The organism is Stenotrophomonas sp. GD03819 (assembly GCF_029841665.1).
GTDB lineage: Bacteria > Pseudomonadota > Gammaproteobacteria > Xanthomonadales > Xanthomonadaceae > Stenotrophomonas > Stenotrophomonas geniculata.
Genome location: NZ_JAOCEW010000005.1, coordinates 62,856 through 77,881 on the forward strand (window position 1 = coordinate 62,856; position 15,026 = coordinate 77,881).

The following is a 15,026-nucleotide window of genomic DNA, read 5'->3' on the forward strand; positions in this document are numbered from 1 at the left end:
ACCGAAGCCGAACCGGCGGCCGTCAGCCTTGCTGACCGAGCGCCCGCAGCAGGCCGCGCGCCTTGGCGAGGGTCTCGTCCAGTTCCTTGTCCGGGTCCGAATCCACCACGATGCCGGCACCGGTGCGGAAGCTCACCTCGTGGCCATCCACTTCGGCGGTGCGGATCAGGATGTTCAGGTCCAGGTCGCCATCCCGGTTCAGCCAGCCGAAGGCGCCGGTATAGGCACCGCGCGGCACCTGCTCCAGTTCGCTGATGATCTGCATGCAGCGCACCTTGGGGCAGCCGGTGATGGTGCCGCCCGGGAACGTGGCGGCGATCACCTCGCCGGGCGTGACCTCCGGGCGCAGATGGCCACTGACGTTGCTGACGATGTGGTGCACATGGGCGTAGCTCTCCACGGTCATCAGCTCGTCGACCACCACGGTGCCGGGCAGGCAGATGCGGCCCAGGTCGTTGCGCTCCAGGTCGATCAGCATCACGTGCTCGGCGCGCTCCTTGGGGTGGCCGACGAGTTCCTGGATGCGCGCGGCATCATCGTCCCCCTCGAAACGCGGACGCGTGCCGGCAATCGGCCGGGTCTGCGCGTGACCGGCATGCACCGACACCAGCCGCTCCGGCGAGGAACTGACCACGTGGCGGCCATGCGCGCTGAACAGGCCGGCAAACGGTGCCGGGTTGGCACGGCGCAACTGCGCGTACAGCGCCTGCGGGCTGACCGGCGCGGCGAACCGGGCGCTCCAGCGCCGCGACAGGTTCACCTGGAACACATCGCCGGCGCGCAGGTAGTCGATCACCCGGCGCACGCCGTCGGTGAAGCGCTGCGGCGCATCCTCGGCCACCGACTGCGGCGGCTGCCAGCCTTGCCCGGCTTCGGGCATCGCGGCCGAAGCCAGTGCCACCAGCGCGTCCAGCAGCGCCTGCTCGCCGGCTTCGGCGATGACAAAGCTGGCATCGTTGTGATGGTCGTGCAGCACCGCGGCCGGGCAGCGCAGTGCCAGCGCGGTCGGGCGGCCGTCCTCGCGCGCACGCGCCGGCAGAACCGGTTCGATCTGGCTGGCCACTTCGTAATCCAGCATCAGCGCCCAGCCGCCACGGAACGGCAGGCTGTGGCTGCCGTCGTGCGACAGGCGCTCATGCTGCCAGGCACGGTCCAGTGCCTGCAGGAACGTGCCGGGCTGCACCACGTCGTGCAGATCGCGCACCTGGCCATCGGCGTCCAGCCGCAGGCCCTCGCCCTGCGCGGCCAGCAGCAGGCTCCAGCGGCCCTGGGCGGTGCCCGAGGCGGTGGATTCCATCAGCAGCGGGAAGCGCGCCGGGTCGTGCTGCTGCAGCGCCAGCAGATCGATCGGATGCGGCAACGGGTGAATCAGCGGTGCGTGGGTCATGGCAGCCAGTTCGGGGTATCAGATGCACGGAAGCCGCCTTGCGGCGGCTCCATGGAACGCGGAGTCGAGCATGGCTCGACGCTACAACTCGGTCAGACGCGCTTGAAGATCAGCGTGCCGTTGGTGCCGCCGAAGCCAAAACCATTCGACATCACCACGTCCACCTTGGCCTGGCGTGCTTCGTTGGGCACGTAGTCCAGGTCGCAGCCTTCGCCCGGCTGCTGCAGGTTGATGGTCGGCGGAATGACGTTGTCCTGCAGCGCCATCACCGAGAAGATCGCTTCCACGCCGCCGGCAGCGCCCAGCAGATGGCCGGTCATCGACTTGGTGGAGCTGACCATCATCTTGTAGGCGTGGTCGCCGAAGGCGGTCTTCATCGCCATGGTCTCGCCCAGGTCGCCCAGTGGCGTGGAGGTGCCGTGCGCGTTGAGGTAGCCGACCTGCTCCGGGGTCACGCCGGCGTCCTTCATGGCCATGGCCATGCAGCGGGCGGCACCTTCGCCGTTCTCGCTCGGTGCGGTCATGTGGTACGCATCGGAGCTGGCGCCGAAACCGGCCAGCTCGCAGTAGATCTTCGCGCCACGCGCCCTGGCGTGCTCGTACTCTTCCAGGATCAGGATGCCGGCGCCGTCGCCCAGCACGAAGCCGTCACGGTCCTTGTCCCACGGGCGCGAGGCCTGTTCCGGGGCATCGTTGCGGGTGCTCATGGCCTTCATCGCGCAGAAGCCGCCCAGCGCGGTCGGCGACGAGCCACGCTCGGCACCACCGACCACCATCACGTCGGCATCGCCGTACTGGATCATGCGCATCGCGGTGCCGATCGAGTGGTTCGATGTCGCGCACGCCGACACCGCCGAGAACGACGGGCCCTTCAGGCCGGTGATGATGCTCAGCTGGCCCGGCAGCATGTTGATGATGGTCTTGGGCACGTAGAAGGGCGAGATCTTCTTGCCCTCGTGGAACTCGATGGTCTGCTCTTCGATGCCGAGCAGGCCGCCGATGCCGGCGCCGACGATGGCGCCGATGCGTTCGGCATTGGCGTCGGTGATCTCCAGGCCCGAGTCGTGCAGGGCCATGAACGAGGCACCGAGGCCGTAATGGATGAACGGGTCCATCTTCTTGGCATCCTTGCCGCTGACCCGGAATTTGCCGAACAGTTCATTGTCGGCGGTGATGTCGAATCCCTTGACCTCACCTGCAATCTTGGTGGTGAACCGATCCAGATAGGCATCAGAAACGTTGGTCAGCGGACCGATGCCCGAACGACCATGGGTGATGCCTTCCCAGCTGCTGGCCAGATCATTGCCCAACGGCGAGACGATACCCAGGCCGGTTACGACGACGCGACGCTTCATTGCTGATTCTCCTGGCCCGGATGGTTTCAACGGGCAACTCGGTTTGCTTCGGTGTGATGCTCAAACACACGGGGCCGCAACAGCGGCCCCATGGGGTGCGGTGCGCGGCGAGCGTGAACCCGCGCGCGCACTGCCGTCTGACATCAGGCCTTGACGTGGGCCTTGATGTAGTCGATGGCGGCCTGCACGGTGCTGATCTTCTCGGCTTCTTCGTCCGGGATCTCGCACTCGAATTCTTCTTCCAGGGCCATCACCAGCTCGACGGTGTCCAGCGAGTCAGCGCCCAGGTCATCGACGAACGATGCGCTGTTGGTGACTTCTTCTTCCTTGACGCCAAGCTGTTCGACGACGATTTTCTTGACGCGTTCTTCGATGGTGCTCATGGGATCTCGCTCCAGATGGAGTTGTGGTTCAAAAGTGGTCGCCATCAAAGGCGATGGCCGTGGGATAGTGTAGTGGAAACCGGCGCGGCCTTGCATCGCAGCAAAAACCTCAGCAGATCAATCACTTGCGGCGCAATCCCTGCGCCCCTTGCTTACGGCATGTACATGCCACCGTTCACATGGAGGGTTTCGCCGGTGATGTAACCGGCAGCCGGGCTGGCCAGGAAGGCCACCGCATGGGCGATGTCTTCCGGCGAACCCAGGCGTTCGAGGGCGATGTCGTTGATCAGCGCGGTACGCGCTTCTTCCGGCAACGCCTTGGTCATGTCGGTGTCGATGAAGCCAGGTGCGACAACATTGACGGTGACGCCGCGCGAACCGATTTCCTTGGCCAGCGACTTGCTGAAGCCGATGATGCCGGCCTTGGCGGCAGCGTAGTTGGCCTGGCCGGCGTTGCCGGTCACGCCCACCACCGATGCGATGTTGATGATGCGGCCCTTGCGCGCCTTCATCATGCCGCGCATTACCGCCTTGCTGGTACGGAACACGCTGGTCAGGTTGGTGTCGATGATCGACGCCCAGTCCTCGTCCTTCATGCGCATCAGCAGGTTGTCGCGGGTGATGCCGGCATTGTTGACCAGGATCGAGATCGGGCCGAATTCCTTGGCGATGCCGTCCAGCACGCTGTCCAGCGCAGCCGCATCGGTGACATTCAGCGCGCGGCCATGACCACCGTGGGCGGCCAGGCGCTCACCGATCGCGGCAGCGCCGGATTCGGTGGTGGCGGTGCCGATGACGGTGGCGCCCTGGGCGGCCAGCAGATCGGCGATGGCGGCACCAATGCCACGGCTGGCGCCGGTGACCAGTGCGATTTCACCCTGCAGGGGCTTGCTCATGATGTTTTCCTCAGGCTGGGGCGGCCGCCGCACCCGTGCCGCGTGCAGCGGCCACCGGTACGGACGGCAGGAACAGGGGGGATCAGGCCGACCATGCCTCGCGGGCAGCTTCGAAGTCGCCCGGCGTGGCCAGCGAACGGCCGTCGATGGCCTTGTCGATGCGCTTGACCAGGCCGGTCAGCACCTTGCCCGGGCCGCACTCGGCGATCTGGGTGACGCCACGGCCAGCCAGCGCCTGCACGCAGCCGGTCCACTGCACCGGCTGGTACAGCTGCTGGACCAGCGCGGTACGGATCGCGTCGATGCCGTCATGCACCTTGGCGTCGACGTTCTGCACCACCGGCAGCTGCGGCGCCTGCCAGGCCAGGCCGGCCATCACTTCGGCCAGGCGGTTGGCGGCTTCGCGCATCAGCGGGGTGTGCGAGGGCACGCTCACGGCCAGCTTGACCGCCTTGCGCACGCCCTTCTCGGCCAGCAGCGCCAGCGCGCGGTCGACCGCATCGGCGTCGCCACCAATCACGATCTGGCCCGGCGAATTGAAGTTGGCCGGCACCACCACCTGGCTGCCTGCCGCTTCAGCGCAGACGTCCAGCACCAGCTGGTCTTCGGCGCCGAGCACGGCGGCCATGGCGCCGACACCGGCCGGCGCGGCTTCCTGCATCAACTGGCCGCGCAGGCGCACCAGGTGCGCACCGTCATGCAGGCTCAGCGCGCCAGCGGCAACCAGGGCGGTGTACTCGCCCAGGCTGTGACCGGCCAGCACCGACGGGCGCGGACCGCCCACGGCGTTCCAGGCGCGCCACACGCCGATGCTTGCAGCCAGCAGGGCCGGCTGGGTGTATTCGGTGCGGTTGAGCATTTCCTCCGGGCCGCCCTGGGACAGCGCCCACAGGTCGACGCCGGCACCATCGGACGCCTCGGTGAAGGCGTCACGCACCTGCGGGTGCAGTTCGGCCAGCTCGGCCACCATGCCCACAGACTGCGAGCCCTGGCCGGGGAAGACAAAAGCGAGGGTGGATAGGGTCACGCGGTCATCCGCTTGTTGCAATCGAAGCGGGCCATGATAAGGGGGAACATGCCGTGTCGTCTGTACGTGCGCGTATGCACGCGTATGGTGAATGGCTGTCGCAACACGCTGGAGATCCGGGGCCGGATGCCTCTCCATGGAAAAAAGGGATCCGGCCCCAGCTGCTGATCAGCAGAACAGCTGCAGGACGTCCAGGTCGCCGTCGGCGAGGAAATCCACGCACAGGCCCACCAGCATCAGCACGCCAGCGGTGCTGGCGCCATGGGCGATGAAAATGGAGTGGGCCAGAGCGCGCGCTGAGCGGCCCAGCTTCATGCAGACCCGGGCCAGGCTGCGCAGGCGGCCGCTGACCGCGTGCACGTGCTCGCGCACCGGCGCCTGGGCATCGCCCATCGCCTCGGCCATCATCGCCTGCAGGTGCTCGGGGCGGTCGGCGTAGTGCTTGGCCACGCCATAGCCGAACATCAGCCAGTCGCGGGCCTGCGCTTCGGACAGATCCATCACTTCCAGCGGATCTTCCTCGAAGTCGATGAAACCGACGTTCTCGCCATCCCAGGTGAGATTGCGCGGCAACGGCTGGCCGAAATAGGCGCCACGCGCATGCGCTGCGGCAATGGCCAGCATCGCCGCCATCACCAGTCGGTCGCGACCTGCGTCGTCGGCTTCGCGCAGGCAGGTATTGAACGAACTGCCGTTGTCGCCGATCACCAGCGCGGCATGGCCGGTGCCCAGCACGTCGGGCACGTTCACACCCTGCGCCTGCAGTTCTGCAAGGCGACGGGCTTCGGTTTCGCGTGCGGCGTCGCCGCCACGGTGCGGCGGCGGACGCAGGGCGTCCAGATGAAAACGACGGGCAACAAAATTGAGCAGGCCAAGGGCCAGCGCCCGGCTTCCCTTGCCGTACTGCTTCAGCCAGGCACGTTGCCCTTCGATGACGATGGGCTCAACCATGACAGGTCCTCCTTAAACGCGTTACGGCCCCAGACGGGCCGCAACGACAAAGCTTCACGTTGTCGTAACTTGCACTATCAATAGCGCAGCAGAGCCGAACCCCACGTGAAGCCGCCGCCGAAGGCTTCCAGCAGCAGCAGCTGGCCACGTTCGACCCTGCCCGAACGCACGGCGGCGTCCAGCGCCAGCGGCACCGAGCCGGACGAGGTATTGCCGTGCTTGTCGACGGTCACCACGACCTGGTCCATCGACATGTCCAGGCGCTTGGCGGTGGCTTCGATGATGCGCAGGTTGGCCTGGTGCGGAATCAGCCAATCCAGGTCGGACTTGTCCAGGCCGTTGGCGGCCAGGGTCTCGTCCACGACCGAGTCCAGCGCCTTGACGGCGTACTTGAACACGTCGTTGCCCTTCATGTTGATGGTGCCGCCGCCATTGGCGCCGTCCTTGAAGCCGGTCGAGACACCGACCGGGTTCCACAACAGCTCCTTCTTGCTGCCATCGGCATGCAGGTGGGTACTGAGGATGCCGGTCTCTTCATCGGCCTTGAGCACGACGGCGCCGGCGCCATCGCCGAACAGCACGCAGGTGGTGCGATCGTTCCAGTCGACCATGCGGGTCAGCGTTTCGGTGCCGATCACCAGCACATGCTTGCAGTCACCGGAACGGATGAATTTGTCGGCCACGCCCAGCGCGAACACGAAGCCCGAGCAGGCTGCGTTGACGTCAAAGGCAGGGCACCCCGCAACACCGAGCTTGGCCTGGATCAGGCACGCGGTGGACGGGAAAATGAGATCAGGGGTGGTCGTGCCGACCACGATCATGTCGAGCTGCGAGGCATCGATGCCTGCGGCTTCAAGCGCGCGCAGGGCGGCGTTGTAGCCGAGGTCGCTGGTGGTTTCGCCTTCGGCCGCGATGTGCCGTTCACGAATTCCGGTGCGCGACTGGATCCACTCATCCGAGGTTTCGACCATTTTTTCCAGGTCGGCGTTGGTCAGGACTTTTTCCGGCAAATAGCTACCGGTGCCCGCGATCCTCGAGTAGATCCGCTTGCTCATCATGTTTCCTGTTGCGCGGGCCGCCGATCACCGGCACACCCGGGGAAGAAGGCAAAGGCCGCTGCCCGGAGGCAGCGGCCTTCCCGGCACATCAATCTTCTTCGACGGCCGAGGTCTTGGTCTGGATGACCTTCTTGCCGCGGTAGAAACCATCGGCAGTGATGTGGTGACGCAGGTGCACTTCGCCGGTGGTCGGGTCGGTCGACAGCTGCTTGGCGCTCAGGGCGTCATGCGAACGGCGCTGGCCGCGGCGGGACGGGGTAACACGGGATTTCTGGACAGCCATGGGATTGCTCCAAACTCGGTTCGTTTTGCTTCGTCGTTTCGTCGCACAGGACGCCAGCGCCCAGCACACTTTTCGCTTTCGCCGCAGCCGCCGACGACAACCGGCTGCTATTGTTTCTTCAATGCCGCCAACGCCGCAAACGGGTTGGCCTTCTTCGTTTCTTCTTCGCTCGGCGCCCAGTCCTTGTCGACTGCTTCACCGTCGGGCGACAGCGGTACCACCGGCACCGCCAGCACCAGTTCGTCCTCGACCAGATCCAGCGGCTTCAGCTGGCCATCTTCCGGCACCAGCAACGCCTCGTATTCCTCCGGCAGGGACGATTCCTCGTCCTCGTCGCGGATCAGGCCAAGCCTCTGGGTCACCTTCACCGGCAACAGGAATCGCTGCATGCTGCGCTGACAGGTCAGCGGCAGCGCGGTGTCGATGGTCAATTCCACATAGGATACCCGCAAGACGTCGTCGCGACCGAATTCAAGCGAGTAATTGCACTCACCGTCGGTATCTGCGACCAACCCCTGCAGGCGGGTCAATTCAGCCAGAGACACCTGACCGTCGAAGCGCCTTCGCGCTACAACCATCCGCCAGGCATCCAGCGTTTCGGGCACGTTCGCGGACATAAGCCGCTGAATACTAAGGATCCGGGCGCCGACTGTCAAATGCCCGCCATGCAGGACTTGCTGCTGGCGCTGCGGACACGCCAGACTGCCATGCCCTGCCCCGGTATTCTCGCATGTCACTGGTCCTGGCCTCCACCTCCCGCTACCGCCGCGAGCTGCTGGAACGGCTGGGCCTGCCCTTCGACTGCGCACGTCCGGAGGTGGATGAGACTCCCATGAACGGGGAGGCTCCGCTGGCCCTGGCCACCCGCCTGGCCACCGCCAAAGCGGCCGAGGTGGCGTCCCGCCACCCCGGCGCGTGGGTGATCGGTTCGGACCAGGTCGCAGACCTGAACGGCCAGCCACTGGGCAAACCGGGTACGGTCGAGGCCGCCTGTGCGCAGCTGGCAGCGATGTCGGGGCAGACCGTCCGCTTCCACACCGCCGTCTGTCTCAGTCGTGACGGAGAATCATTCACGGCCGTCGATCTGACCGAAGTCTGCTTCCGCGCACTGGAGCCAGACGAAATCGCCCGCTACGTGACCACCGAGCAACCGCTGGACTGCGCCGGCAGCTTCAAATGCGAGGGCCTGGGCATCAGCCTGTTCGACGCCATCGACAACCGCGACCCGACCGCGCTGGTCGGCCTGCCGCTGATCGCGGTATGCGGATTGCTGCGCAGGGCCGGTTTCGCGGTGCCCTGAACGCTCCTGCCAACCTGTAGAGCCGAGCCCATGCTCGGCTGCTTTTCGCTCGGCACCTGCCATCTGCAACATCTGCAACAAAAGCAGTCGAGCATGGCTCGACTCTACAGATGCAGGAGCCTCAACGGACCTCGAACGGCTGCTCCTGCCACGCCTCCACACTGCCATCGCGGCCATGCAGGCGCAGCCCGAGCCAGTGCTTGCCCGGAGCCAGCGTGGTGGTATCCAACGATGCGTCGAAGCCCACCGCCGGATGCTGCGGATCGGTACTGTCCGGCCAAGTGTGGCGCACGTCGAACACACGCCCATAGCGGGCGTCACCGATCGGGCGACCATCGACCAGCACTTCGACGCGCGCCAGGCCGACACCATCCTTGAACGCCCAGCCCTTGATTGCGAGCGTGCCGGACACCTTCTCGCCATTGGACGGCGCATCCAGCCACGCCATCGCCGGCGTCACGCACGGCCCTTCTGCGCGCTGCACCGGCAGCCGGAACAGCAGGAAGCGCTGGAACCCGTGATCACTGCTGACCACGCGTGGCGCAGGCATCGGCCCCACCTGATTGCAGATGGCGTGATAGCGCTCCAGCAGTTCGCGATAGCGCTGGTCGCTGGGTGACAGCACCAGCAGCATCGGCACCGTGCGCTCGCCCTCATGCAGCAGGCCCCACTGCGCCAGCTGCGCGGTGCGGCCATGCTTGTCATTGAGCAGATGCGGCAGTACCTCGATGTTGCCATTGCCCAGCTGGAAACCCAGCTCGGCGCCAACCTTGAAGTTGCCGGCCAGCACGCGCGTTCCTTCCGGCATCTGCCGCAGCTCTTCATGGACCGCAACTGCCAGTGGCTGCCAGCCGGCGAAATTGCGCGGATAGTACTTGCTGCCGGCCATCTGCTCGCGCAGTGCCGGCGTGGATGCCACCAGGTAGTAGCCGAAGGCCAGCACCATGCCCGCGCCGGCCAGCCACCAGCCGGTGCGGCGCAGCCAGCGCGGCCAGCCGTTGAGCACCACCGGCACCGCCACCAGCAATGCGAGGTAGCCCGGCAGCGGCCAGTGGAAGCTGATCCGCTCGACGTCAGTGAAGAAGCCGAGCACGAAAATGCCCAGCGTGGATACGCCGCCCACCAAGCCGAAATAGCGCCACTGCACGCGCGCACCGCCACCGCTCCGGGTTCCTGCCAGCGCCACCTTCCACATCGCCATGCACAGGATCGGCGTGACCAGCATCGGCTGGATCACCAGGAACCACAGCCCGCCCCATTCAAACGCCCAGGGATGACGCTCGATCACCTGGAATTTCAGGCCGGCATCGTGGTTGTCCGCATTCCACGCCAGCAGTGGCAGCCATGCCAGCACGCCCACCGCCAATGCCACCCACACGCGCGGATCGGCCAGCATGCGACGTCCCTGCGGCAATGCCAGCAACGCGATGAAACCGACGCCGATGACACCGATGAAACGGTAGTGGCTGAGTGCACCGATCAGCAGGCCCAGCGCCAGCTTCATCGCCGAGGAGGCATCCACGTTGTGCAGCAGGCGCGCACCGGCGTGCAGGCAGATCACTGCCGCCAACGCCATCGGCACGTCCGGTACCGCCAGCAGGCCCAGCGTCGCCGACAACGGCATCAACAGCGTGAGGCTGCCCGCCTGCCAACCGGCCACATTGCCGAACCAGCGCGTGGCCGTGCGCACCACCAGCAGCGGCAGCAGCGCACCGATGGCCAGGAACGGCAGGCGCAGCGCGAGCACGTGATGCCCCCCGATCTCCACGCCCAGGCGGGCCAGCCAGGCGGTCAGCCCGGGCAGATCCGAATAGGCCGCGGCCAGATGCTGGCCTTCCTGCCAATAGAACGCTTCGTCGACGAACAGCGGCAGGCGCGCGGCAACGATCAGCTTGGCCGCTGTGACCAGCGTCCATAACCAGAGAAATATCGTCCGTGCGCGCTGTTCGCCTTGCATTGCTCTATGGATAATCGAGTGGATTCCAGATCTGAGACGATCATGCCAGCTTCGTCCCCCAATCCCAGCATGCTAACCGATCAATTGCGTCAGGCCCTGCGGGAGGCACAGGATCAGGTGAACGCACTGGTACTGGGCAAGGTGCCGGAAGTCAGGCTGGCGTTCGTCGCATTGCTGTCCGGCGGCCACCTGCTGATCGAAGATCTGCCCGGCCTGGGCAAGACCACGCTGGCGCATGCGCTGGCCAGCAGCCTCGGCCTCAGCTTCCAGCGCGTGCAGTTCACCTCCGACCTGTTGCCGGCCGATGTGCTGGGCGTGTCGGTGTATGAAGCCGGCAGCCGCCAGTTCCAGTTCCACCCAGGCCCGGTGTTCACCCACGTACTGCTGGCCGACGAGATCAACCGTGCACCACCACGCACGCAGAGCGCGTTGCTGGAAGCGATGGCCGAACAACAGGTCACCCTGGACGGACAGACGCATCCGCTGCCCGACCCGTTCTTCGTGATCGCCACGCAGAACCCGGTGGACCTGTCCGGCACCTTCCCGCTGCCGGATTCGCAGCTGGATCGTTTCCTGCTGCGGCTGGCGATGGGCTACCCCAGTGCCCAGGCCGAACGCGAACTGCTGCGGGGCAGCGACCGCCGCGACCTGATCGCGCGCGCCGTGCCGAAACTGGATGACACCCAGGTGCGCGCGCTGCGCGACGCGGTGAACCAGGTGCATGCCAGCGACGCGCTGATCGACTATGTGCAGGCCCTGCTGACCCGCAGCCGCCAGCACGCCGGCGTGCGCGTCGGCCTGTCACCACGCGCCGGCCTGGCATTGCTGCGTGCGGCCAGGGCACATGCCCTGCTGCTGGGTCGCGGGCATGTCGTGCCCGAGGACGTGCAGACGCTGTTCGTCGCAGTGGCTGGTCACCGGCTGGTGGCGGAAGCCGAATCCAGTTCGGGACCGGCACTGGCGCGCGCGATCCTGCAGACCGTCGCGGTGGATTGAGCGTGGCCACACGCTGGGCACGCATGCAGCTGCTGGCACGGCCACGCAGGCCCGAAGCCTTGCCGAAGCGGCTGGACCGCCATCGCATCTATGTGCTGCCCACCCGCTTCGGCCTGTTCGTTGCCACCCTGCTGGTGGCCATGCTGCTGGGCGCGCTGAACTACAACAACAATCCGGCGCTGCTGCTGGCCCTGCTGCTTGCCGCAGCGGCCATCGCCAGTGCCATTGCCGCGCATCTCCAGTTGTCCGGCGTGCAGATGGATGCGATCTCGGCCGAGCCGGTACCTGCCGGGCAACCGTTGCGCCTGCGCGTAGACCTCTCACTGCGTGATCCGCGTGCGCGGCACGGCCTTCATCTGCAGCTGGGTGACAGCAACGCCTGGACCTCGCTGCCTGCGCACGGCCGTGGCGAAGTGGAACTGGACGTTCCCAGCGAACGCCGTGGCTGGCTGGAACTGCCGCGTATCCGCCTGTCCACCACCCAGCCGCTGGGCCTGGTGCGGGCATGGTCGTGGGTGTGGCCGGAACAGCCGCTGCTGGTCTACCCGCTGGCCGAGGCCGTGGCGCCTGCACTGCCGGAGAGCGGCAGCGATCCGCTGCATACCCGTGCCCATGCCAGCGGCGAGGAGCTGCATCAGCTGCGCCCCTACCGGGCGGGCGATGCGCCGCGCAGCATTTCCTGGAAGCACTCGGCACGCCGCGACAGCCTGCTGGTGCGCGAGTACGAAAAGCCGGTCGGCATCGAAGTGATCCTCGACTGGCGCTCATTGGCGCCGCTGGGCCATGAAGCACGCATCGCTCGATTGGCGCGCTGGGTGGATGTGGCCGAGCGCGAGGGCCGCCGCTACACCCTGCTGCTGCCTGCGCATCCACCGTTCGGGCCCGGCCAGGGCGCCAGCCATCATCACCTGTGCCTGCGCGCGCTGGCGCTGATGCCGCATGACTGATACCCCGGCCCTGCTCGACCGCAATGCCCGCAACTGGACCCTGGCCAGCGCGGCGCTGGCACTGTTGCCGTTGCTGCTGCAGCTGCCACCACTGCTGGCGGGCGTGATCGCGCTGGCGGCGATCATCACTGCCGCCCTGTCGTGGCGGACAGTGTTGCCGATGCCGGTACGCCTGCTGCTGGTGCTGGGCATGCTCGGCGCCATCGTCTGGCAGATGGGCGTGGTGCGCCCAGGACGCGATACCGGTTGCGCGCTGCTGGCCGCGATGCTGGCGATCAAGTCCAGCGAGCTGCGCAGCCTGCGTGATGCCCGCAGCCTGCTCGGCTTCGCGCTGTTCTCGCCCTTTGCAGCATTCCTGCTCGACCAGGGGCCGCTGACAACAGCGCTGGCCACGCTGGCCGGGGGCAGCGCACTGATCGCACTGCAACGCCTGGCGCAGGATGAAGGCCATGCTGGCCGCCAGCCACTGCGTGGACAGCTGCGTGGTGTCGGCCGCCTGCTGGCGATCGGCCTGCCGCTGGCACTGGCCTGCTTCTGGCTCTTCCCCCGACTGGCCACGCCACTGTGGGGTATTCCCGAACGCGCCGTGGGTACACCGGGGCTGTCCGACAGCATGGAACCCGGCCAGTGGCTGGACCTGATGGCCGACGACACCCCGGCGCTGCGCGTGCAGTTCTTCGGCGCTCCGCCCGAGCCGGCGCAGCGCTACTGGCGCGGCCCTGTACTGACCGCCTTCGATGGACGGCGCTGGACACGCGACCGTGCCAGCGCGCGGCGACCTGCTGCAGCGGTTGCAGCGGGTACACAGGGCTGGGACTACCAGATCGACTACGAGCCCACCGACCGCCGCCAGCTGGTGGCGCTGGACCTGCCCAGCCGCGCACCTGCGGGCAGCATGCTGGATGCGGACATGAGCCTGAGCAGCGAACGCCCGCTGGCCTCGCTCAGCCGCTGGCGGTTGCATTCGGCCCCGCCACTGCGCTTCGACAGCACGCTGTCGCCCTATCTGCGCCGCGCGACGTTGCAGCTGCCGACCGGCTTCAACCCGCGCACCGCCACGCTGGCGCAGCAATGGCGGCAGGACGCCGGCAGCGACGACGAGGCCATCGTGCGCCGCGCGCTGCAGTGGATCACCACCGATTTCTCGTACACGCTGGATACCCCTGCGGCAGGGCGCGACCCGATCGACGAGTTCCTGTTCGGCTACAAGGCCGGCTTCTGTGAACACTTCAGCTCGGCCTTCGTGGTGCTGATGCGCAACGCCGGCGTCCCGGCACGGGTGGTGACCGGTTTCGCTGGTGGCACCCGCAACCGCATCGGCGACTACTGGGTAGTGCGGCGGATGGATGCCCACGCCTGGGCCGAGGTATGGCTGCCGCAGCGCGGCTGGGTCAGGGTTGACCCGACCGCAGCCGTGGCACCGGAACGCATCCTGGACACCCTGGATGACCGCCTGCAGGCCGGCACGGACACACCACTGCAGCAGCGTTGGCTGCAGCTGGGCCAGATGGGCGACTGGCTGCGCCGCGGCTGGAACGATCTGGTGCTGTCCTTCGATGCGCGCCGCCAGCAGCAGCTGCTCAAGCCGTTCGGGCTGGACGATCTGGGCCCCGGGCAGCTGGTCGCTGGCTTCGTGGTAGCCGCACTGCTGGCGCTGGCGTGGATGGCCTGGCTGCTGGCCCGTGGCGAGCGCGAACGCGAGCCGCTGCTGCGCGCCTGGCACCGGCTCGGACGGCGCTACGCCCGCCTCGGCCTGGCCCGTGAACCGCACGAAACCGCACAGGACTGGGCACAGCGGGTACACCGGCAGCGCCCCGACCCGGCCCTGCTCGCACTCAGCCAGCGTTTCGCCGACGCGCGCTACGCTGGAACTTGCACCGACCTCGCTTCATTATTGCGGGACCTGCGCAGGCATCGCCCGACTTCCGGAGCCTCCCCATGAACACCAAGTTCCTTCTCACCGCTGTGGCCACGCTGGCCCTGTCGGCCTGCGCCACGGCCCCCAAGCCGCTGCAGGGACAGTTCAGCCTGGTCTCCCCTCGCGACTCGGTCGCTACCCAGCAGGTCGGCACGCCGGTCCGTTGGGGCGGTCGCATCATCGAAACCAAGCCCGGCCAGGGCGAGACCTGCTTCCAGATCATCTCGCGCCCGCTCAATGGCAGTGGCCGCCCGAACACCACCTCGTCCGACGCCAGCGACGGCCGCTTCATTGCCTGCCGTGCCGGCTTCTACGACCCGGCGGTGTTCGAAGCCGGTCGTGACGTGACCTTCATCGGCAAGATCGACGGCTACCAGAACACCCGCATCGGCGAGTACGACTACCGCCTGCCGAAGCTGTCGGCCGATGTGATCTACCTGTGGCCGGAACAGCGCCAGGTCGACGTGGTGCCCTACCCCTATGGCCCGTGGGGCCCGGGCCCGTATGGCCCGTACTGGGGCGGCTATGGTCGCTGGGGCTGGTGGTGATCGTCGCCACACACGCATGA

At 67.0% G+C, this 15,026-nt stretch carries 15 protein-coding genes; 5 read left to right on the forward strand and 10 right to left on the reverse strand.

Annotated features, from left to right (window positions below; genetic code table 11):
• Positions 1-22: 22 nt before the first annotated feature.
• The 9 genes from N5D45_RS04460 to N5D45_RS04500 form a co-directional block, all read right to left on the reverse strand.
• A complete protein-coding gene (locus N5D45_RS04460; protein ID WP_197657023.1) occupies positions 23-1,387 on the reverse strand; it encodes an aminodeoxychorismate synthase component I in 1,365 nt (454 codons plus the stop codon).
• A 92-nt stretch (positions 1,388-1,479) separates the two neighbouring features.
• Positions 1,480-2,742, reverse strand: a complete 1,263-nt coding sequence (gene fabF / locus N5D45_RS04465; RefSeq protein ID WP_057503269.1) for a beta-ketoacyl-ACP synthase II — start codon at positions 2,740-2,742, stop codon at positions 1,480-1,482.
• Between the two features lie 143 nt (positions 2,743-2,885).
• Positions 2,886-3,125: an acyl carrier protein gene (gene acpP, locus N5D45_RS04470; RefSeq protein ID WP_005415509.1), complete on the reverse strand. Its 240-nt coding sequence runs from the start codon at positions 3,123-3,125 to the stop codon at positions 2,886-2,888.
• Positions 3,126-3,277: 152 nt separating this feature from the next.
• Positions 3,278-4,021: a 3-oxoacyl-ACP reductase FabG gene (fabG, locus tag N5D45_RS04475; protein ID WP_005408312.1), complete on the reverse strand. Its 744-nt coding sequence runs from the start codon at positions 4,019-4,021 to the stop codon at positions 3,278-3,280.
• Between the two features lie 82 nt (positions 4,022-4,103).
• Positions 4,104-5,048: an ACP S-malonyltransferase gene (fabD, locus tag N5D45_RS04480; protein ID WP_010483822.1), complete on the reverse strand. Its 945-nt coding sequence runs from the start codon at positions 5,046-5,048 to the stop codon at positions 4,104-4,106.
• Positions 5,049-5,216: 168 nt separating this feature from the next.
• Entirely contained in the window at positions 5,217-5,999 is a 783-nt protein-coding gene (locus N5D45_RS04485; RefSeq protein ID WP_164191869.1) for a serine/threonine protein phosphatase, read from the reverse strand.
• Between the two features lie 77 nt (positions 6,000-6,076).
• The gene (locus N5D45_RS04490; protein ID WP_005415505.1) at positions 6,077-7,054 is read right to left on the reverse strand and encodes a beta-ketoacyl-ACP synthase III; all 978 of its coding nucleotides are present in this window, start codon (positions 7,052-7,054) and stop codon (positions 6,077-6,079) included.
• A gap of 91 nt (positions 7,055-7,145) precedes the next feature.
• Positions 7,146-7,340, reverse strand: a complete 195-nt coding sequence (gene rpmF, locus N5D45_RS04495) for a 50S ribosomal protein L32 (protein ID WP_005408308.1) — start codon at positions 7,338-7,340, stop codon at positions 7,146-7,148.
• Positions 7,341-7,447: 107 nt separating this feature from the next.
• On the reverse strand, positions 7,448-7,957 hold the full coding sequence (locus N5D45_RS04500) for a YceD family protein (protein ID WP_010483828.1): 510 nt from the start codon (positions 7,955-7,957) through the stop codon (positions 7,448-7,450).
• Between the two features lie 113 nt (positions 7,958-8,070).
• On the opposite strand from N5D45_RS04500, the gene N5D45_RS04505 reads away from it, so the two are divergent.
• A complete protein-coding gene (locus N5D45_RS04505; protein WP_279938492.1) occupies positions 8,071-8,640 on the forward strand; it encodes a Maf family nucleotide pyrophosphatase in 570 nt (189 codons plus the stop codon).
• A gap of 121 nt (positions 8,641-8,761) precedes the next feature.
• On the opposite strand, the gene N5D45_RS04510 is transcribed toward N5D45_RS04505, so the two are convergent.
• Positions 8,762-10,597: a glycosyltransferase family 39 protein gene (locus tag N5D45_RS04510; protein WP_279938493.1), complete on the reverse strand. Its 1,836-nt coding sequence runs from the start codon at positions 10,595-10,597 to the stop codon at positions 8,762-8,764.
• A gap of 42 nt (positions 10,598-10,639) precedes the next feature.
• On the opposite strand from N5D45_RS04510, the gene N5D45_RS04515 reads away from it, so the two are divergent.
• The 4 genes from N5D45_RS04515 to N5D45_RS04530 are packed head-to-tail and all read left to right on the forward strand — an operon-like array spanning position 10,640 to position 15,006.
• The gene (locus tag N5D45_RS04515; protein WP_043398214.1) at positions 10,640-11,593 is read left to right on the forward strand and encodes an AAA family ATPase; all 954 of its coding nucleotides are present in this window, start codon (positions 10,640-10,642) and stop codon (positions 11,591-11,593) included.
• A 23-nt stretch (positions 11,594-11,616) separates the two neighbouring features.
• Positions 11,617-12,540, forward strand: coding sequence for a DUF58 domain-containing protein (locus N5D45_RS04520; protein ID WP_279938509.1), 924 nt, complete (start codon positions 11,617-11,619; stop codon positions 12,538-12,540).
• Positions 12,533-14,482 carry a DUF3488 and transglutaminase-like domain-containing protein gene (locus N5D45_RS04525; RefSeq protein ID WP_279938494.1) on the forward strand — a complete coding sequence of 650 codons (1,950 nt, stop codon included), beginning with the start codon at positions 12,533-12,535 and terminating at the stop codon, positions 14,480-14,482. Before N5D45_RS04520 ends, N5D45_RS04525 begins: the two co-directional genes overlap by 8 nt.
• Entirely contained in the window at positions 14,479-15,006 is a 528-nt protein-coding gene (locus N5D45_RS04530; RefSeq protein ID WP_005408301.1) for a Slp family lipoprotein, read from the forward strand. Before N5D45_RS04525 ends, N5D45_RS04530 begins: the two co-directional genes overlap by 4 nt.
• The last annotated feature ends 20 nt before the right edge of the window (positions 15,007-15,026 follow it).

What these genes read in the sequence shown, in the direction of transcription:
- N5D45_RS04510 (WP_279938493.1), bottom strand. Translation starts at nt 10,597, where the DNA reads ATGCAAGGCGAACAGCGCGCACGGACGATATTTCTCTGGTTATGGACG.
- N5D45_RS04525 (WP_279938494.1), top strand. Translation starts at nt 12,533, where the DNA reads ATGACTGATACCCCGGCCCTGCTCGACCGCAATGCCCGCAACTGGACC.
- fabG (WP_005408312.1), bottom strand. Translation starts at nt 4,021, where the DNA reads ATGAGCAAGCCCCTGCAGGGTGAAATCGCACTGGTCACCGGCGCCAGC.
- N5D45_RS04485 (WP_164191869.1), bottom strand. Translation starts at nt 5,999, where the DNA reads ATGGTTGAGCCCATCGTCATCGAAGGGCAACGTGCCTGGCTGAAGCAG.
- N5D45_RS04500 (WP_010483828.1), bottom strand. Translation starts at nt 7,957, where the DNA reads ATGTCCGCGAACGTGCCCGAAACGCTGGATGCCTGGCGGATGGTTGTA.
- N5D45_RS04515 (WP_043398214.1), top strand. Translation starts at nt 10,640, where the DNA reads ATGCCAGCTTCGTCCCCCAATCCCAGCATGCTAACCGATCAATTGCGT.
- N5D45_RS04490 (WP_005415505.1), bottom strand. Translation starts at nt 7,054, where the DNA reads ATGAGCAAGCGGATCTACTCGAGGATCGCGGGCACCGGTAGCTATTTG.
- acpP (WP_005415509.1), bottom strand. Translation starts at nt 3,125, where the DNA reads ATGAGCACCATCGAAGAACGCGTCAAGAAAATCGTCGTCGAACAGCTT.
- N5D45_RS04460 (WP_197657023.1), bottom strand. Translation starts at nt 1,387, where the DNA reads ATGACCCACGCACCGCTGATTCACCCGTTGCCGCATCCGATCGATCTG.
- fabF (WP_057503269.1), bottom strand. Translation starts at nt 2,742, where the DNA reads ATGAAGCGTCGCGTCGTCGTAACCGGCCTGGGTATCGTCTCGCCGTTG.
- N5D45_RS04520 (WP_279938509.1), top strand. Translation starts at nt 11,617, where the DNA reads ATGCAGCTGCTGGCACGGCCACGCAGGCCCGAAGCCTTGCCGAAGCGG.
- N5D45_RS04505 (WP_279938492.1), top strand. Translation starts at nt 8,071, where the DNA reads ATGTCACTGGTCCTGGCCTCCACCTCCCGCTACCGCCGCGAGCTGCTG.
- rpmF (WP_005408308.1), bottom strand. Translation starts at nt 7,340, where the DNA reads ATGGCTGTCCAGAAATCCCGTGTTACCCCGTCCCGCCGCGGCCAGCGC.
- N5D45_RS04530 (WP_005408301.1), top strand. Translation starts at nt 14,479, where the DNA reads ATGAACACCAAGTTCCTTCTCACCGCTGTGGCCACGCTGGCCCTGTCG.